The following is a 17,713-nucleotide window of genomic DNA, read 5'->3' on the forward strand; positions in this document are numbered from 1 at the left end:
TTCATTTATTTATTACAGTCCAAAGGGATTCAGAGGACGGCTACCGTAGTATGATAGTATGCTTTTCGTTTCTGAGTAGAGATCAAGTGTTTCAATACACAACTCGCGTCCGAATCCAGATTGCTTATAGCCACCGAATGGCGTTCCAGGAAATGCAGAAAATGGGCAGTTTATCATGACGATTCCTGCTTGTATCTGATTTGCAACACGTGTCGCACGTGCCCCGTCTTTTGACCAAACAGCTGAACCTAAGCCAAATTCTGTATCGTTTGCTAATCGAATTGCTTCTTTTTCATCTTTAAACTTCATAACAACGACTACTGGTCCGAAAATCTCTTCTTTAACAATTGACATGTCATGATTAACGTTTGAGATGATTGTCGGCTCGTACCAGTATCCATTTTCGTAGCCTTCAGGTTTTGCAACATTACCGCCTGCAAGGATTTCTGCTCCTTCTTTCTTAGCGGATTGAACATAACCGTCAATTGTATCGAGTTGCCCTTGATCGATAATTGCACCCATATGTGTTGTTTTATCAAATGGGTTGCCTAACTGTAATTTTTTTGTTTTTTCTACAAACTTGCTCATGAATTCATCGTAAATATCTTCATGGACGTATAACCGTGAACGAGCTTCACATGATTGACCTGAGTTGTAGAAAATTCCAAATAAAGAGCCATCAACTGCAGCATCGATATCCGCATCTTCAAATACGAGACTCGGTGATTTACCGCCAAGTTCAAGTGTGACTCGTTTTAACGTTTGAGAAGCTTTGCCCATGATGTCTTTCCCGATAGGAGTTGAACCTGTAAATGCCACTTTATCTACTTTTGGATGCTCAACTAAAAAGTTTCCTACATCAGCACCAGAGCCAGGAATAACGTTTACTACACCTGCAGGTACACCTGCTTCAAGACAAATTTCTCCCAGGATAATAGCCGTTAAAGGAGTGAGAGATGCCGGTTTAACAATAACAGAACATCCTACCGCAATAGCAGGTGCCACTTTCCAAGCAGCCATCATGAGCGGATAGTTCCACGGAATGATTTGGGCGCAAACGCCTACGGGCTCTTTTTCAGTGTAGTTGTGAAATTGACCAGGTACGTTGTTTACTGTTCCACGATGCCCAACGATGGCGCCTGCATAAAACTCGAAATCTTCAATAGCTTGTGTGACTTGACCTTGTGCTGCATGAAGAGATTTACCAGTATCTAGTATTTCCAATTCAACGATTTCGTTGAAGCGAGTACGCATAATAGCGGAAATTTTATTCAATACTTGTGCACGTCGGCCAATCGGGTACTTCTTCCATTTACCGTTATCAAACGCATCACGAGCCGCTGCTACTGCATTATTTGCATCTTCTTTTGATGCTTTTGCGACTTCAGCGATCAGTTCACCAGTTGCTGGATTATATGTTTTAATTGTTTCACCTGTACTACTTTTCACTTTTTCTCCATTAATAATTAAATGATAAAATTCACGTTTCGTCGATTCTTGCTCAATTTTATTTTCTCTAGTTACTGTCATATTCATTACTCCCCCTATTGACCTGAATAAACAGGTTTTCTTTTTCCCATAAATGCATTGATGCCTTCGCGATGATCGTTTGTTAAGCCTGCTATTCGCTGACCTTGTGCTTCTTGCTCAAGGTAATCTTCAAAAGAAAGTTCTGTAACCGCTTTCAATGAACGTTTAATTAACCCAATTGCTTTTGTTGGTAATGCAGCAAGGCGTGTTGCAAATGCATGAACATCTTCTTCCCATGTTTCCACTGAAATAAGTCGATTTGCCAGACCCATATCTACTGCATCAGCCGCAGATACTTTTTCTCCCAAAATAGATAATTCTGCAGCTTTAGCCTGCCCGACTAACTGTGTTAAATAATAGAGATTTCCAGAATCAGGTATGAGACCAACATGTACGAAAGCGTTTAAAAAACTAGCACGTTCCGAAACAAGCCTGAAATCACAAGCAAGTGCAAGGCTGAACCCCGCGCCAGCTGCAACACCGTTAATTGCTCCGATAATCGGTTTTTCACATTTTCTAATTTGCATAATCATTGGACCGTAATGATCTCTTAACACTTGGCCATGATCCATATTCTCATCGACTTCTGATAAATCCTGACCTGAACAAAATGCCCGTCCTTCACCTGAAATAACAACGCAGCGAACTTGGTCATCACTCGAGGCTGCTTTGATCGCATCTTTAACTTCACGGTTCATTTGTGCAATAAATGCATTCAGTTTGGTAGGTCTATTTAAATAAAGCCATGCAATTCCATCTTTGACATCATAGCGAATTGTCTCAAACATTCAAGAACCTCCTTACTTCCCTTGATAATCTGGTATTCTTTTTTCAATAAAAGCATTCATACCTTCTTTTTGATCTTGAGTTGCGAACAACAGGTAGAAGTTTTTTCGTTCATATTGCATTCCTTCATATAAAGAAGAGTCCACTGCTTTATTCACCGAGTCTTTTATCAGACGCATGGACAGTGGTGGTTGTTTAGAGAGTCTGCCTGCAAACTTCATCGTTTCTTCCATTAAAAGTTCTGGTGCTACTATTTTATTAATGATTCCATGTTTTAGAGCTACTTCCACAGAAATACGTTCTCCAGTCCAAAGCCATTCTAATGCTTTTGTGCGCCCAACAAGTTTAGTTAATCGCTGCGTTCCACCTGCACCAGGCATTACGCCAAGACCTACTTCTGGAAATGCAAATTCGGTATTACTTGCTGATATTAGTACATCACAGCAAAGAGCAAGCTCGAATCCACCACCGAAAACAAACCCATGGACCGCGCCAATAATTGGCTTTTTAATAAGTGCTAAACGATCCCATTCGGCAAATTGATTCAATAACTCCAGACTGATTGGATTAGCTTCAGTCATTTCATCGATGTCTGCTCCCGCTGAAAAGGCTCGACCTTTTCCAGTCAGTACGATGATACGGATAGTTTCGTTACGATCAAATGCTTCCATTGCTACAACTATTTCACTTATCATTTTCGTATTCAAAGAATTTAATTGACGGGGACGATTCAGTTCAATTACAGCAGTGCTTCCCCTTAAGTAGGTTTCAATGAAATCAAAATTGCTCATTAAGCATCTTCACCAATCATTAATGTGACTAGATTCCCTGCAAATCCCATCAAATCCTTGCCAGAAGCTTTCCCTTCAGCTGAGCGTAAACCTTGCTGCAATGCCTCCAAGTTATCGTAAGTCATCTCACATGTAAGGTAATATTTCCCTTCTCCACCCATTGGAGATCCTGTAACTTTAGTCACTTTCATTTCACGAAGTCCAGGAATTTTCGCTGTTAGGGGTCCATGTACATTAAAATAGTGATTATCAAATTCCTCTTTGTTTTCAGGGTGTTTATATAATGCGATTAATTTAGCCATTTTACTATTCTCCTCACTTTACATTAGTGTAGAAACAGGTTTCATTGCTTCAAATACGTTTTTACAACTCTTACAATACAAAATACTTCTGCATGCAGTAGGTCCGAAAATATTATCCATTGTCACATATGTAGATCCACAATATGCGCAATCCACGTGCCAAGAACCGTCTTCTTCAAAATGACGAGGTGGTGGAGCAATTCCAAACTTCCGCAAATTCACATGTCCTTTTTCTGTAATACGGTCTGACGTCCATGGAGGGTGGAAGACGAAATCTACTTCAACATTGCCCACTTCCGGCAATTTTTTGAGAGCATTCATTGTATTTAATTTAATAATCTCAAGTGCTGGGCATCCTAAGAAAGTCGGAAGTAAAACTACTTTTACGTTATTTCCTTGTGTGGTGACTTCTTCCACCATTCCTAGGTCAATAATGCTGACAGAGTCAATTTCAGGATCTTTTACATTCATTAATACTTGATATACGAGCTCCGTAGAAACTTCGACAAGTTTAGTCATTACGATACTCCTTTCCATATACTGATTACCAGACTGCAACTGGATCAAGATTGTAAACTTCGGAAAGTGTGATAAGTGCTTCATCCAAGTCTTTAGTATGTTCTCCGTTCCGCCCATTTTTAATGGGGTTATCTGGAATTACTGGGACTTCCATTTGAAGAGCAAGAAACACTGGGGCAATACTTGCTTTCCAATTTCCCTTTAATTCTTCCTCGGTACCTATTAGTCTATTAGTCTCAATCACTTGCTTTTGGTTGCCATAGGAAAATACATCTCCAAAATCATCCATTACGAGGGTGATAGCATCATGCATTTTCTTTTTCGCTACTTCCGTTGAGCTCATTAATTGTTTAAACCATGTTTCCCAGTGTAGTCTGTGATAATAAAGTTCCATTCTCACTTTTACAGCCGCTTCTGCAACTGGTCTGTATGAACTTTCACATAAAGAGTCAATCTTTATTTTTTTCGCCTGTGTGTAAAAATAACTTCTTACAACTGCATATGCCCAGTCATATTGGGGTGTTTCCATATAGTAGCCTTCACCATTAACCCGTTCAGTCAATATGCTGTTTTTTCTTTCGTGTGCCACGCGACAATGAGCAAGTTCATTAGCTTCTCCCACACCTAAATCTTCAAGAAGCTTGTAGTACATTGCTGCATGCCCCATGCTATCTTGACTAATTGAAGAAGAAGCGATATCTGCCTCAATATGGGGAGCGAGTCCTAGCCATTCAGATCCACGGTAGGAGTACATAAAGTCATCATCCGCCAATTGCAATAACAAGTCTTTAGTCGCTTCTATATATTCGGAGCTCATTAACTTATCATGACTATTCATTTTCTTTCCCCTCCCCATGACAGTATCTCTTTTTCATCCAGCATTCCTTGTTCATACTTGCGCCACTTTTTCTTTAAGTAGCCATATCCTTTGGTCGTGCGGTAATCTTTATTTTCAAGCCTACCGAGGGTCATTTTCTCTTCACTACTCATTTTTCTGATGTGCTTTCTATTTACAATCCAAATGTCAGCAACCGGTTCACGACGCATGAAATTTTCCTGCGCCAAAACGAATGCCATATCTTCATTTGGAGCAAGTAAACTGAATTGGTACTGGAATGCCGAGCTCGACGTACGCTTGCTAAAAATTTCAAATTCTTGATAAAAATTCTCTTCAGCCATTATTCTCTGACTCCTTTCTCTATCTGACTGTTGCGCTTAGTGCATCCCGTACCCATGAATTATATTCATAAGAATGACGGCGCAGATTCAGACGTTCTTGTGAACGTGGTCCTTGGTTTTTAATGATTTTCTTAAATTCATTCCAATCTGGCTGTTTGTACGACCACAAATTGCTTTCTGCATCATAGTTGAGAGTTGGGTCAGGAATCGTTAACCCGAGTGATAATATTCTTGGAATGTATTTGTCAAAAAATAGTTGTCTAAATTCTTCATTAGTTTTTGTACGGATCTTATATTTAATCGTCAAGTCTTGTTTAGATGAACCTGTTGTTTCTTTGCTGGCAGGTCCAAAGAACATAAGCAAAGCTTCCCACCAACGATTTAAAGATTCCTGAACCATTGCTCTTTGCTCATCGGTTCCTTCTGCTAACGCCATGATAATTGATTCACCGTGTTGAGCATGAAATACTTCTTCTGCACAAATACGCTGCAGTGCTCTAGCGTATGGTCCGTATGAAGCTTTAAGCATATTTGTTTGTGTAATGATAGCCGCTCCATCAACCAGCCAGCCTATAACTCCTGCATCTGCCCATGTTTTTGTTTCCATGTGGAAAACATTATGAAACTTTAAGTCTCCGTTGAATAAGTCCTGCATTAAATCTCCGCGATTTTTTCCATATGGCAATAGTAAATCTTCTGTTACTCGAAGAAGTAGTTGACCATGCCCCATTTCATCCTGAACCTTCGCCATTATGCCTAACTTTCTATTAAGAGTAGGTGCTTTGGGTACCCATTCTTTCTCAGGTAATGCCCCCATTATTTCGCTCATGCCATGCATGGAAATTAATTTAATCAATGTCTGTCTATACTCTTCAGGCATCCAATCATCTGCTTCAATTTTATCTTCAGCTTCAATTCGCTGCATAAAGTGTGCTAACTGTTCTACCTGTTCTTCTGCCGTATTGAGTAAACTCGTCATTTAAGATCCTCCTTTATTTAAGGTATGTAATCCTGCCAGTGTATATAACGACATTTTAACGGAGTTGTATAATATAGTTATATATAAAGTCAGTATATTACATCAATATATAAAAATCAAATGTTCTGATAAATTTAATTGTTTTCCATTCTATTATATTTAGAATACTTAAATAACTAAGTTAAACTAAACTTCCTCAAGAACGATATGGTGTTCTGAAACTTTAATTGAATCCGTTGGGCATCCTTCGAATGCATCTTCTAAATCATCGTATAAATCTTCATCCACTTTGGACTGTCCTTTATTATCATCGAGATGTACGAACGCAAAGCCTTCACTGTCGTAATCAAATATTTCTGGGGCACTCGCTCCACATGCTCCACAGGCGATACATGTTGTCTGATCAACAATAGTATATTTAGCCATACCACTCATCCCTTCACATTTTTTATCGAACTCGATGTCATTCAAAGTATCATTTTTACTTTCTCGGTTACCACATGCTCCATAAGCGTTGTACTATGAGTTGCTTGTACTCTTGCAGTTGGATCGACGTAAACCTTAGCATTACTAACCGCCGTCGGAGCCTCGCCAAATCCACTTGCAATCAATTTCACTTTTCCTTCATACGTACATATGTCTCCTGCTGCGTAAATACCCTCTATATTTGTTTCCATTTTTGAGTTGACAACAATGCTATTCTTTTCTATTTCAAGGCCCCAATCGTTAATCGACCCAAGTGAAGAAACAAAACCGTAATTTACGATGACATCATCAACTTCAACTATAATTTCTTGAAGGCTCTTTCCTTTTTCAAAAACAACTTTTTCTATTTTATTCTCACCAATAAATTTTATAGGCACGTAAGGGGTCATGATATTGACAGTTGAGTTCATTAAGTTTTCAACACTAGACTCATGAGCACGAAATTTATCTCTACGATGTACAAGTGTCACTTTTTTGGCAATTGGTTCAAGCATTAGTGCCCAATCAACAGCAGAGTCACCCCCACCAAATATTTGTACATTCTTATTTGCAAACTGATTTAAATCTTTTATGAAGTAATGCAAGTTTTTTCCTTCAAATTTATCCGATGTATTAAGATTAATTTTTTTTGGTTGAAATGCACCGTTACCCGCTGTAATAATAATGGCTTTAGAATAATGAACTGCACAATTTGTCGTCAGTTTAAAAATTCCATTTTCTTGTTTCTCCACTTGTTGAACATCCTGTTCAAGTGTGATAATCGGCTCGAACTGAGACATTTGATCTGTCAAATTATCAATGAGGTCCTGTCCTCTTATTTTTGGGAATCCAGCAATGTCATAAATATATTTTTCAGGATATAAAGCAGATAACTGGCCACCAAGTTGTGGTAGGCTTTCAATAATATTGACTGACATTTTTCTCATACCTGCGTAAAATGCAGTAAATAGCCCTACAGGTCCCCCACCAATAACAATCAAATCGAAGACTTTTTTATCGTTATTCATTAATAAATTCCTCATTTCCCAGTGTTATTCTTCAATGTTTAAGTGTATATTCCAATTTAACAGACATTATTAAAATTAAGGATACCTTCAGACTTATTCTCCTGTTCCTCATGCCTTTTTAATTAGTAACAGTAATTTACATGTATTGTATTGATTTAAATAAAACACCACCTCGGTTTAGCAAATCAACTTAGTTATATAACTTAATTTAAACGTAAACTTTGATATGTGTTATACAAATTATTTTAATGGAAAACCAAAACACTGTCAACACTAGTTTCTGAAAATTCATTAAAATCACTTAATTTAATTCACTTTTCAAATTATATGTGATATTGTTTTGAATAGTAATATATCTCTTTCTCGTCTGCCGTTTAATTTATGTTTCATTCTATTAAAATATTAAAGTTAAGGAGGAAGAATATTTAAATGATGAAGGCTTTCCAGGGTGAAACGGAATGCGATAGTTAGTGGCGTCAATTTCACTTCGCTTTTCAAGTTTTTTTCTATTAAGCATTAACTCAAAAAATCAATAATTAGAATAATCCTTTTGCAACAATATTACGATCGGGAGTAATTTCATTAAAATATTGAATAATGAAAGGTGTGGCATAATGCAAAAGCGCATTGACGAATCTATTGTACACAAGGAACACTATGATGAAATTCGCAACATTTTAGAAAATGAGCCCTACGCACAGTTTCTCGGCATGAAGCTAACCGAATTCGGACCTGGAACGGCCACAGCCGTATTAGTTCCTACTGACAATATGTTGAACTCACATAACACAGTTCACGGTGCGGTTTTGTTTTCACTAGCTGATTACGTTTTTGCGGTTGCGAGTAACTCATTCGGAAAAACTGCTGTTGGAGTTACAACGACAATGAACTTTATGTCTTCAGGTTTTCCTGGTGAAACAATCATGGCTGTTGCTCGCGAAGAAAAACGAAACCACCGTCTTGCTTGGTATAATATCGAGATAAGAAATGAAAAAGAGCTCCTTGCAACGATGCAAGGAATGGTTTATCGAAAAAACGAATACTTCATCTCGATTGAGTAACAAGTAAATCTTGTTCGTTCATTTAATTCAATCAAGAATTCTACTTCAATAAATAATTTCATCTGAGAATTCTAATAAAGTGGAAAATAAGAACCCTCCTGCATGGCTTAGTTATTAAACTAAACCTCACAGGAGGGTTCTTAATGGTCGAGCTCTCAATACTTAAAAGATTGATATAAACTCTAGGTCATGAAAAATAAGTTTCCTCCAATAAAATAACCAAGATACCGAAAGTGGTATCTTGGTTATTTTATTGATTATTTAAGTAAAATCCATTCTCCATCTTTTACTACAGCCATTACTAAGCTATCAGCCGTTAAACCATTATGATCTTTATCTGTGTAGTTAAATACACCAGTTGTCCCAACCCAATCGGTAACATCATTTTCTAAATAATCACGAATTGAATCACGATCAGTTGCTCCGCTTTGCAATGCGTCGATAACTAGCATCAAGTTATCATATCCGTATGAGCCGAAATTAGTTGGCTCACTGTCGTACTTATCTGTGTAATCCTTGTAAAAGGAAGAAATAACGTCATACTGGACATCGTCGGCTGAAATCTGACTCGGGAAGAGTAGCTTACCCGTTGGAATAATTACACCTTCAGCAGCATTCTCAGCCAATGTAATAAAGTTTTGATTTGCAATTCCGTGACTACCGATAATTGGTAAGTCGATACCTAATGCACGTGTGTTTTTGGCGATTACTGCTGGACCAGGGTTTGTACCCCAAACCAGAATCGCTTGTGCTTTTGCACTGTTAATTTTTGTGAGTTGCGCACTCATATCCGGATCTTTTGTGTTGTAGCTTTCTTTTGCTACGATTTCAATATTATATTCATCTGCAAGTGCTTCCATCTGTTCGAGTCCACTTGTACCAAATGCGTTCGAGTCAACAATAGTTCCAATCTTGTTGATTCCCTGCTCATTCATGTAAATATATACACGCTCAACCGCAAGTCTGTCAGATTGAGGCGTTTTGAATACCCATTTTGAATCTTCGACCGGTTCTACGATATGTGTACTTGCTGCCGCCGAAATCATTGGAACTTCCTGTTGCATAGCAATCCCTTTAATCGCAAGGCTTTCACCACTACCAGATGAACCAAGAAGTACAAGAACATCTTCATCATTGATCAAGCGATTTGCTTCCTGTGTCGCTTTTTCTTGAGTGGATTCATCATCAGCCATAACAATATTCAATGGTATTCCGTTTATGCCGCCATCGCTATTTATTTTCTCTTCTATTAATTTAGTGGCATTCCATTCAGGTTCGCCAAGTGGACTATTTGGTCCAGTTTTTGAGTAAATGACGCCAATTTTATATTCACTTACCTCTGATGAGTCTTCATCCCCGGTTTTCTCGTCTGCACCATCGCTACATGCTCCTAGAATAATTGTGACCATAATAGCCATAAGCAATGTTAAAAGTAATTTCTTCATTATATTTATCCCCCATTTTAGTTTACTGTGTGGCCAAGGTAAGCTTCTTTTACTTCAGGATCATTTAACAACTGTTTAGAGTTTCCGCTTTTGACAATCGTACCGTGGGAAATTACATATCCACGATCAGCAATTTTTAACGATGCCGTCACATTTTGTTCAATCAACAATACTGTCGTACCGAATTCAGCACGTAAATTCCTGACAAGTTCAAGTACATCTTTCGCAATTAGAGGTGCTAATCCGAGTGTAGGTTCATCAAGTAGAAGTAACTCCGGTTCAGACATTACTCCCCTTGCAATAGCAAGCATCTGCTGTTGCCCACCAGACATCGTTCCTCCTAACTGATCCTTCCTATCTTTTAAAATTGGAAATAAATTAAAAACTTTTTCAATATTATTTTCTATATTTTTCATCTTTGTTTTTTTACGATGATGATAAGCCCCTAAATATAAATTGTCTAGTACAGTCATCGTTGAAAATATTTGTCGGTGTTCAGGAACGTGCACAAGATGTTTTTCAACAACTTTTTCTGCTTCCATTCCAGTAATGTTATTACCCTGGTACAATATCTTACCTTCAGTAGGTTTTAAAAGTCCTGAAATCGTTTGCAATAATGTTGTTTTACCAGCTCCGTTTGCTCCGAGCAATGCAACTATTTCTCCTTTATTAACAGATAAAGAAATGTTATTTAACGCTTGAATAGGACCATAACTGGCCGATAGATCTATAACATCTATTAATTTACTTTTACTCATATCACCGCCTCCATAATTTCACTACTATCTATATCAGCACCTAAGTAGGCGGTAATCACGGCTTCATTCTCTTGGATTTCTTTCGGTGTTCCTTCGGCTATTTTCGTGCCTTGGTCTAAAACGATAATCTTCTCACAAATTCTCATAACAAGATCCATGTCATGCTCTACAACTAAAATTGTCACACCTGAATCACGCACTTTAGTAATTAATTCACTCATTTCCAGCGTCTCTTTATGATTCAGGCCAGCAGCTATTTCATCAAGTAATAGCAGTTTCGGCTGTGTGGCGAACGCTCTTGCAAATTCAAGTAGACGTAACTTTCCGAGTGATAAGCTAGCTGCCTTCTGATCAAAAAGGTTCTCTAGACCAAAAAATTCTAAATAACTCATGGCCTTGTCATATACTAGTTTCTCCTCACTTCTTGATCCCAGAAGAAGCGAGACCATTCCCGAAAAATTTGTCTTTGTTTGCATATGTTGACCAACCATTACATTCTCAATTACCGTCATACTTTTAAATACCTGTATATTTTGGAAAGTACGAGAAATTCCTAACGGCGCAACTTGATAAGCAGGTAATTTATCAATTCTATTCCCTAAAAATGTAATACTTCCAGTAGTAGGTTGATAAATAGATGAGATCATATTAAACATTGTGCTTTTTCCTGCACCGTTTGGACCTATTAGACCGACGATTTGCCCATCTTCAACCGTAAATGAAACTTCATTGTTTGCAACAATGCCACCAAACTTTTTTGTAATAGAGTCAATCTTTAACATCAAACCGCCTCGCTTTCATAACACTAGGTTTATCTAGTTTTATAGTAGACTTTTTTGATAATATTGAGTTAATCCAATCAGCTGCAGTAGGGAACAATCCCCGAGGTACAAAAATGACAACAAGCATTAAAATCAAGCCGTAAATGACATGTTCAAAGTCACTTGTAATGAAAGTAAACTGACCTCCAAGTATATGGACGACAATACCAATCATCTTAATTAGTAATGTACCAATTAGTGCTCCCCATACACTACCGCTTCCTCCCAGTACAACCATTGCCAAGAAAAGAATTGATGCGTTAAATGTAAACATTGACGGTGAAATACTATAGCTCATATGCGCAAGCAACCAGCCGGCAAGTCCGGCAAACATGGCACTTAGAATGAATACTTGCATTTTATATTTCCCAGTATTCACACCCATCGAGCTAGAAGCTATTTCACTGTCATGAATAGAACGAAGAGCCCTACCAACCCTCGAATGAACAATATTTAATGAAAGAATTAAGACGATGATGACGAAAAACCAAACGAGGTAATAATAAGGAACGCCTTGATTAATCGTATAACCAAATAATTCAAGTTGAGGAATTCCAAAAAATCCTGAAGCTCCCTTTGTTATGCCACGAAATTCTACCAATAATGTATGTACAATTATTCCCAATGCGAGTGTTGCCATCGCTAGATAGTACCCACTTAAACGAGACATTGTATAGCCCATAATAAATGCTAGCAATCCTGGAATAATTAGTGCTAATGGTAGGGTTAACCATGGACTCCAACCCATTGTTACTGTCAATATTGAAGTTGTATATGCACCAATGCCATAAAAGGCTGCCTGTCCAAGTGATATTTGCCCTGCATAACCCATTAATAATCCGAGGCCAATCGCGATAATTGCATATATGCCTGCGAATGTTGCATGCGTTAAGTAGAATGACTGTGTAATTATTAGTGGGAATATAAGGACCGCTAAAGTAAAAATAAGTACGCCCATCCATTTTGTTTGTTGAACCCCTTGCAGTTTCATCATAATCCTCCTTTTCCAACGCTTTTTTCACCCAAAATGCCACTTGGACGAATTAACAAGATTAAAAGAATTACAGAAAACGTAATCACATCCTTCATCCCAGAGCTAATATAACCAGCACCTAACGATTCCAATAACCCGATCAATAACCCACCAATTACAGCTCCTGGTGCACTTCCAAGGCCACCCAATATTGCCGCTGAGAAACCTTTAATACCAAGCATTGTACCCATGTCGTAAGATGGAAACATAATAGGTGCTATAGCTAGTCCAGCCAATGCTCCGAGCGCTGCACTCAATGTAAATGAAAGTGAAGCCATTTTTTTAGGACTGATTCCCATCAATCGTGCTGCTAAAGGATTGATTGAGGAAGCTTGAAATGCTTTACCAACCATTGTTTTATTAATAAGAATATAAAGCAGTGAGACCACAACAAGCATTATTAAAATAACCCAAATTGCTTGCGGTGTAATTGTTGCTCCGACAATATTGACTGGTTTATTTTCCGTAAATGGGTCAACACGTAATTGATCTTTTCCCCACACCATACTTGCTATTCCACGGATAAATATAGCCGTTCCGATAGTTAATATGATAAGACTAATGGGATTTGCTCCCTTTGCCCTTCTAATTAGAACAAACTCCATTAACCAACCTATTATTGAAACAAAGACAATTGTGACTATAAATCCTAGCCAGTAGGGCATTCCAAAAGACGATAAAGAGTACATCGTCAATCCACCCAACATCACAAATTCTCCTTGAGCTAGATTTATAACCTTTGTAACACTATAAATAGTAACGAAGCCGAGGGCGACAATTGCGTAAATACTGCCAATTGTCAGTCCTGTTAAAGTAAACTGAAAAAAGTCCCCCATTATACACACTCCTTTTCCGATTTGCTAGATTATACCCCCAATGGGCTTTGTTTCCGTTTATCGACAAGTCGGATTGCCTTTCCTTCCGAACGTGGAATAGTTTTCGGCGGGTTCACAACAATATCAATCGTAATTAAGCAAGTCGATTTCATTTGGTGTTGAATAGTTCTTTTTAACAGAGTGATTGTATCGTGTTTTAAATCTTTGCCAACTTCATCGAAAAGAATCGTTTCACACTCTACATGTAGCTCTATACCATCCATTGCCCCTTTCCGTATTAAATGGATTTGATAAACTGGTACGAGTCCCCTTACTTGGAGAAGTACTCTTTCCATTTCAGATGGAAAAACATTCACACCTCGAATAATAATCATGTCATCAGTCCTGCCTTTGATACGTGACATTCTGGTAGTCGTTCTTCCACATTTACATTGCTCCCGGTTGATAGACGCTATATCTCCAGTACGATAGCGGATAATTGGTAGCGCTTCCTTTTGAAGACTAGTAAAGACAAGTTCTCCACTTTCTCCATCCTCAACAGGCTGAAGTGTATCCTTATCAATTACTTCTACATAGAAATGATCTTCTGCTATATGAAGTCCGTTCTGTTCTTCATGACACTCAACTGCTACACCAGGTCCCATAATTTCACTTAACCCATAAATATCAACTGCTTTAATATTCAGTTTTTTTTCAAGAGTAGAACGCATTTCTTCTGACCATACTTCCGCTCCGAAAATACCGTAATCAAGATTAGTCTCCCGTGGGTCAATTCCCATATCTTCCATCTTTTCAACAATGCTTAGAATGTAAGAAGGAGTTCCACAAATACCTCGGGGCTTCAAGTCGTTAATTAGTGTAATTTGTCGATCAGTATTTCCACCAGAAATTGGAACGGTAATAACACCAAGTTCTTCTGCTCCTTGGTGAAGTCCTAGACCACCAGTAAATAATCCGTACCCGTATGCGTTATGAAAGACATCTGACTTTTTGCCACCCGCTGCAACAATTGCTCTTGCAACTATAATTCCCCAATTCTTTAAATCGTTTTTGGTGTAACCAACGATTGTCGGTTTTCCGCTTGTTCCTGATGAACCGTGAATTCGATTAATATTTTCCAATGGTTCTGCAAATAGTCCGTAAGGATACGTATCACGAAAATCTTTCTTTATCGTAAATGGAAGTTTAGTAATATCGTCAAAAGTTTGAATATCCTCGGGTTTAATTCCAAGCTCATCAAACTTTTTTTTATAAAAATCTACATTTTCATATACCTTTTTTACTGTTGACTTTAGTCCATTCAACTGCCATTCTTGCATTTGAGTGCGTGATGCTGATTCAATTTCCGGATTATACATATCATTTCCCCCTTATTCAAAGTTATATTTTTATAATATTTTAATCACTCATTACTTTTCTTGTTTTATATTCCTGAAAACAAGAATTAATATCAGTTTTACTTGTTTATTAATCAAACCTTCTATTAATACGATGGGTTACATTCAGCATATTTATATTAATCATTTCTAATCCCCCTTAATTAAATATATGTACTTATTACGTAACGAAAAGTAAACGCAATCACAAATATAGTTACACGTGATCGCATTAATCAACATAAACTCCGCATTACTTTTAGAGTATAACGTTTTATAAACGATATATTTATATTTGGTAATATGATTACAGATTAATGGTGATTAACAAAGAAGTCAATAGTAATCTCTGAAAATTCTAATAAATCATTTTAAAAGAACATTCAGAATTTAATTTAATTGTGAGCAACACTATGAAAACACAAAAAACTCGAAGTGCTAAGATTGTTATCCTAGCACTTCGAGTTGATCATATTTAACTTTGCAGATTATTATTAATAATTCATCTTATTTTTCTATATCAGCAGTATTAAATTTATCTAACATCGTGATTGTATCAACCAGATGGTTATTAAAAATTTGTCGAGCTACTTGAAGCAATTCAGCAATCATAGGATCTCTTAAAGAATAGACCACCCGATTTCCCTCTTTGGTCCCAACCACTATATTTTTAGCTCTTAAGATGGTTAATTGTTGTGAGACAGCCGATCCTTCACTACCAACAATTGTTTGAATCTCATTTACGTTCTTATCTCCTTCGGCCAATAGCTCAAGAATTTTAATTCTAAGAGGATGTGCGAGGGCTTTAAAAAAGTCGGATTTAAATTGACCAAGTTCATGATTCATGTCATTGCCTCTCTTTCTTTCCATACAATAAATTCACTTTTCTACTTCTCGTAAGTACCACTAGATAATGCCGTACACTCTCTAAAAGCAAAATGTTTACATCCTAAACATTTATCTCTATCTAAATGCTCCAATGCAGAATTAATGGCATCTCCTGTATGTTCAAAAAAATGTTCTTCGCCTAATAAATCAGCTAACCCAGTATTTATTAATAGTTTTTTTGGTTGTGGTTTAATTCCTGATATTAGTACGACACCATGTCTGGAGAAATCTTTTACAATACTAGTGAGATAGGCTTCTCCAGTCGTATCCATAAAGGGAACTTTTCCCATTCTTAACAGCAAGACCTTAGGCTTAAAGTCAATAGCTTTCATAATCGTTTGTTCAAAAGCTTGTGCAGCTCCAAAAAATAAAGGACCATCTATTGTATAAATACTAATTTGAGGACAGTCATGAATTGATGACACCATATTCTCATCTATTTTATCATTCTTATGTTGTGGGTTAGGAAGTCCTTTTACTGTAACTACAGCGTCACTCATCCTTTTTATAAGTAAAAGACCAGCTAAGAGAAGACCTATTTCGACTGCGACTGTAAGATTTACAAAAACTGTAAGTAAAAAAGTAACCGTTAGAACGACTGAATCAGTTGTTTTAGTTTTTAACAACTGATAAAAAATATGGCGTTCACTCATATTCCAAGCGACTACCATTAATATCGGTGCCATACTCGCTAATGGGATACTTGATGCATACGGTGCAAAAAGCATTAAGATAAGTAATACAATGACACCATGGATAATACCTGAGAATGGAGAAACAGCTCCATTTTTAATATTTGTCGCTGTTCTAGCAATTGCTCCAGTAGCTGGAATCCCTCCAAATAATGGAGTGACAATATTTGCGATACCTTGACCGACTAATTCTCGGTTACTATTATGCTTAGTATTAGTCATACCGTCTGCGACAACCGCAGAAAGTAAAGATTCAATACTACCAAGTACAGCAATAATAAATGCTGGAACAATCATCTGTTGAATTCGCTCGAACGTAATTTCGGGAATCCGAAAGTTTGGAAGTGTATTTGGTATTTCTCCGAAGGTTGAACCAATCGTAGCTACTTGATTTGGAAACAGTAGACTAGCTGCAATAGTCGAAAGCACTAAACCGATAAGTGGGCCAGGAATTTTAGGGAAAAATTTAGGTGTAAGTAATATTATGATAAGACATATTACAGCTGTCAGGATACTATAAAAATTTATACTTGGAAAATGTATAAATATTTCTCGGAGGTTGCTATAAAATGTTTCATGTTTTTCTACACCTGTTAGTCCTAGAAAATTGGAAATTTGACTCACAAAAATAATCACGGCTATTCCGGAAGTAAAACCAATTGTTACAGGTCTAGGAATAAATTTTATCAAAGATCCAAATTTAAAAATACCCATTAATAATAAAATGATACCAGCTAAAAACCCTGCAATTAAAAGATTTTCATATCCATACACCATGACAATTCCAAATAATATGGGAACAAATGCGCCAGTAGGTCCGCCTATTTGATATTTAGATCCACCAAATATTGCAATTAGTACCCCACCGATGATGCTCGTGTATATTCCATACTCTGGTTTTACGCCAGAAGCAATTGCAAATGCCATTCCGAGCGGGATAGTAATAACGGCAACGATAAGACCTGCCAATAAATCTTTTTGAAAACCTTGTAGTGAATATCCACTATATCTCCCACTAAAGTTAAATTTTCTCTTCATACGGCAACCTTCTTTTTTTATATTTGTATATCTGATTATTTGAATATACTACTATTAAAATTTAACATGATTTTAGTTTTTTGTCAAAGAAATTTATATAGATAAAAATTTTCTGAATACCAAAAGACCTTACCATAAAAACGGTAAGGTCTCTTAATCACTTATAGGGAAGAAAATTGCTTTCAA

The 17,713-nt window shown here is 37.2% G+C and carries 19 protein-coding genes; 1 reads left to right on the forward strand and 18 read right to left on the reverse strand.

Features of this window, described 5'->3' with window-relative positions:
• Positions 1 to 12 precede the first annotated feature (12 nt).
• The 10 genes from E2636_RS08240 to E2636_RS08285 form a co-directional block, all read right to left on the reverse strand.
• Entirely contained in the window at positions 13 to 1,530 is a 1,518-nt protein-coding gene (locus E2636_RS08240) for an aldehyde dehydrogenase family protein (RefSeq protein ID WP_134209773.1), read from the reverse strand.
• A gap of 14 nt (positions 1,531 to 1,544) precedes the next feature.
• Entirely contained in the window at positions 1,545 to 2,318 is a 774-nt protein-coding gene (locus E2636_RS08245) for an enoyl-CoA hydratase-related protein (protein WP_134209774.1), read from the reverse strand.
• Positions 2,319 to 2,330: 12 nt separating this feature from the next.
• The gene (locus E2636_RS08250) at positions 2,331 to 3,107 is read right to left on the reverse strand and encodes an enoyl-CoA hydratase/isomerase family protein (RefSeq protein ID WP_134209775.1); all 777 of its coding nucleotides are present in this window, start codon (positions 3,105 to 3,107) and stop codon (positions 2,331 to 2,333) included.
• Complete coding sequence (locus E2636_RS08255) at positions 3,107 to 3,409, reverse strand: EthD family reductase (RefSeq protein WP_017378717.1); 303 nt, start codon at positions 3,407 to 3,409, stop codon at positions 3,107 to 3,109. The genes E2636_RS08250 and E2636_RS08255 overlap by 1 nt, the downstream gene beginning before the upstream one ends.
• 18 nt (positions 3,410 to 3,427) lie before the next feature.
• Entirely contained in the window at positions 3,428 to 3,928 is a 501-nt protein-coding gene (gene paaD, locus E2636_RS08260) for a 1,2-phenylacetyl-CoA epoxidase subunit PaaD (RefSeq protein ID WP_017378716.1), read from the reverse strand.
• 25 nt (positions 3,929 to 3,953) lie between these two features.
• The gene (gene paaC / locus E2636_RS08265) at positions 3,954 to 4,766 is read right to left on the reverse strand and encodes a 1,2-phenylacetyl-CoA epoxidase subunit PaaC (RefSeq protein ID WP_134209776.1); all 813 of its coding nucleotides are present in this window, start codon (positions 4,764 to 4,766) and stop codon (positions 3,954 to 3,956) included.
• Positions 4,763 to 5,107 (reverse strand): 1,2-phenylacetyl-CoA epoxidase subunit PaaB, encoded by a 345-nt coding sequence (gene paaB / locus E2636_RS08270; protein ID WP_017378714.1) that lies wholly within the window; start codon positions 5,105 to 5,107, stop codon positions 4,763 to 4,765. Before paaB ends, paaC begins: the two co-directional genes overlap by 4 nt.
• Before the next feature lie 19 nt (positions 5,108 to 5,126).
• A complete protein-coding gene (gene paaA, locus E2636_RS08275; RefSeq protein ID WP_134209777.1) occupies positions 5,127 to 6,086 on the reverse strand; it encodes a 1,2-phenylacetyl-CoA epoxidase subunit PaaA in 960 nt (319 codons plus the stop codon).
• 186 nt (positions 6,087 to 6,272) lie between these two features.
• Entirely contained in the window at positions 6,273 to 6,512 is a 240-nt protein-coding gene (locus E2636_RS08280; protein ID WP_134209778.1) for a ferredoxin, read from the reverse strand.
• 41 nt (positions 6,513 to 6,553) lie between these two features.
• The gene (locus tag E2636_RS08285) at positions 6,554 to 7,579 is read right to left on the reverse strand and encodes an NAD(P)/FAD-dependent oxidoreductase (RefSeq protein ID WP_134209779.1); all 1,026 of its coding nucleotides are present in this window, start codon (positions 7,577 to 7,579) and stop codon (positions 6,554 to 6,556) included.
• A gap of 614 nt (positions 7,580 to 8,193) precedes the next feature.
• Between E2636_RS08285 and E2636_RS08290 the strand changes: the two genes are divergently transcribed.
• On the forward strand, positions 8,194 to 8,640 hold the full coding sequence (locus tag E2636_RS08290) for a hotdog fold thioesterase (protein WP_017378709.1): 447 nt from the start codon (positions 8,194 to 8,196) through the stop codon (positions 8,638 to 8,640).
• 257 nt (positions 8,641 to 8,897) lie between these two features.
• Here E2636_RS08290 and E2636_RS08295 read toward each other — a convergent pair whose 3' ends face one another.
• The 8 genes from E2636_RS08295 to E2636_RS08330 form a co-directional block, all read right to left on the reverse strand.
• Positions 8,898 to 10,085, reverse strand: a complete 1,188-nt coding sequence (locus tag E2636_RS08295) for an ABC transporter substrate-binding protein (protein WP_134209780.1) — start codon at positions 10,083 to 10,085, stop codon at positions 8,898 to 8,900.
• 17 nt (positions 10,086 to 10,102) lie between these two features.
• Positions 10,103 to 10,843, reverse strand: a complete 741-nt coding sequence (locus E2636_RS08300) for an ABC transporter ATP-binding protein (protein ID WP_134209781.1) — start codon at positions 10,841 to 10,843, stop codon at positions 10,103 to 10,105.
• The gene (locus tag E2636_RS08305; RefSeq protein WP_134209782.1) at positions 10,840 to 11,625 is read right to left on the reverse strand and encodes an ABC transporter ATP-binding protein; all 786 of its coding nucleotides are present in this window, start codon (positions 11,623 to 11,625) and stop codon (positions 10,840 to 10,842) included. Before E2636_RS08305 ends, E2636_RS08300 begins: the two co-directional genes overlap by 4 nt.
• Positions 11,612 to 12,655, reverse strand: a complete 1,044-nt coding sequence (locus tag E2636_RS08310) for a branched-chain amino acid ABC transporter permease (RefSeq protein WP_134209783.1) — start codon at positions 12,653 to 12,655, stop codon at positions 11,612 to 11,614. The genes E2636_RS08305 and E2636_RS08310 overlap by 14 nt, the downstream gene beginning before the upstream one ends.
• The gene (locus E2636_RS08315; RefSeq protein ID WP_017378704.1) at positions 12,655 to 13,533 is read right to left on the reverse strand and encodes a branched-chain amino acid ABC transporter permease; all 879 of its coding nucleotides are present in this window, start codon (positions 13,531 to 13,533) and stop codon (positions 12,655 to 12,657) included. Before E2636_RS08315 ends, E2636_RS08310 begins: the two co-directional genes overlap by 1 nt.
• A gap of 29 nt (positions 13,534 to 13,562) precedes the next feature.
• A complete protein-coding gene (locus E2636_RS08320; RefSeq protein ID WP_134209784.1) occupies positions 13,563 to 14,891 on the reverse strand; it encodes a phenylacetate--CoA ligase family protein in 1,329 nt (442 codons plus the stop codon).
• A 525-nt stretch (positions 14,892 to 15,416) separates the two neighbouring features.
• Positions 15,417 to 15,755 carry an ArsR/SmtB family transcription factor gene (locus E2636_RS08325; protein ID WP_134209785.1) on the reverse strand — a complete coding sequence of 113 codons (339 nt, stop codon included), beginning with the start codon at positions 15,753 to 15,755 and terminating at the stop codon, positions 15,417 to 15,419.
• A 41-nt stretch (positions 15,756 to 15,796) separates the two neighbouring features.
• Positions 15,797 to 17,527 (reverse strand): SulP family inorganic anion transporter, encoded by a 1,731-nt coding sequence (locus tag E2636_RS08330; protein ID WP_134209786.1) that lies wholly within the window; start codon positions 17,525 to 17,527, stop codon positions 15,797 to 15,799.
• Between the last annotated feature and the right edge of the window lie 186 nt (positions 17,528 to 17,713).

Origin of the sequence: Paenisporosarcina antarctica, from assembly GCF_004367585.1 — a bacterium.
GTDB lineage: Bacteria > Bacillota > Bacilli > Bacillales_A > Planococcaceae > Paenisporosarcina > Paenisporosarcina antarctica.

Excerpts from the sequence above, each read along its gene's own strand:
- E2636_RS08240 (WP_134209773.1), bottom strand. The coding sequence starts at position 1,530 with ATGACAGTAACTAGAGAAAATAAAATTGAGCAAGAATCGACGAAACGT.
- E2636_RS08245 (WP_134209774.1), bottom strand. The coding sequence starts at position 2,318 with ATGTTTGAGACAATTCGCTATGATGTCAAAGATGGAATTGCATGGCTT.
- E2636_RS08250 (WP_134209775.1), bottom strand. The coding sequence starts at position 3,107 with ATGAGCAATTTTGATTTCATTGAAACCTACTTAAGGGGAAGCACTGCT.
- E2636_RS08255 (WP_017378717.1), bottom strand. The coding sequence starts at position 3,409 with ATGGCTAAATTAATCGCATTATATAAACACCCTGAAAACAAAGAGGAA.
- paaD (WP_017378716.1), bottom strand. The coding sequence starts at position 3,928 with ATGACTAAACTTGTCGAAGTTTCTACGGAGCTCGTATATCAAGTATTA.
- paaC (WP_134209776.1), bottom strand. The coding sequence starts at position 4,766 with ATGAATAGTCATGATAAGTTAATGAGCTCCGAATATATAGAAGCGACT.
- paaB (WP_017378714.1), bottom strand. The coding sequence starts at position 5,107 with ATGGCTGAAGAGAATTTTTATCAAGAATTTGAAATTTTTAGCAAGCGT.
- paaA (WP_134209777.1), bottom strand. The coding sequence starts at position 6,086 with ATGACGAGTTTACTCAATACGGCAGAAGAACAGGTAGAACAGTTAGCA.
- E2636_RS08280 (WP_134209778.1), bottom strand. The coding sequence starts at position 6,512 with ATGGCTAAATATACTATTGTTGATCAGACAACATGTATCGCCTGTGGA.
- E2636_RS08285 (WP_134209779.1), bottom strand. The coding sequence starts at position 7,579 with ATGAATAACGATAAAAAAGTCTTCGATTTGATTGTTATTGGTGGGGGA.
- E2636_RS08290 (WP_017378709.1), top strand. The coding sequence starts at position 8,194 with ATGCAAAAGCGCATTGACGAATCTATTGTACACAAGGAACACTATGAT.
- E2636_RS08295 (WP_134209780.1), bottom strand. The coding sequence starts at position 10,085 with ATGAAGAAATTACTTTTAACATTGCTTATGGCTATTATGGTCACAATT.
- E2636_RS08300 (WP_134209781.1), bottom strand. The coding sequence starts at position 10,843 with ATGAGTAAAAGTAAATTAATAGATGTTATAGATCTATCGGCCAGTTAT.
- E2636_RS08305 (WP_134209782.1), bottom strand. The coding sequence starts at position 11,625 with ATGTTAAAGATTGACTCTATTACAAAAAAGTTTGGTGGCATTGTTGCA.
- E2636_RS08310 (WP_134209783.1), bottom strand. The coding sequence starts at position 12,655 with ATGAAACTGCAAGGGGTTCAACAAACAAAATGGATGGGCGTACTTATT.
- E2636_RS08315 (WP_017378704.1), bottom strand. The coding sequence starts at position 13,533 with ATGGGGGACTTTTTTCAGTTTACTTTAACAGGACTGACAATTGGCAGT.
- E2636_RS08320 (WP_134209784.1), bottom strand. The coding sequence starts at position 14,891 with ATGTATAATCCGGAAATTGAATCAGCATCACGCACTCAAATGCAAGAA.
- E2636_RS08325 (WP_134209785.1), bottom strand. The coding sequence starts at position 15,755 with ATGAATCATGAACTTGGTCAATTTAAATCCGACTTTTTTAAAGCCCTC.
- E2636_RS08330 (WP_134209786.1), bottom strand. The coding sequence starts at position 17,527 with ATGAAGAGAAAATTTAACTTTAGTGGGAGATATAGTGGATATTCACTA.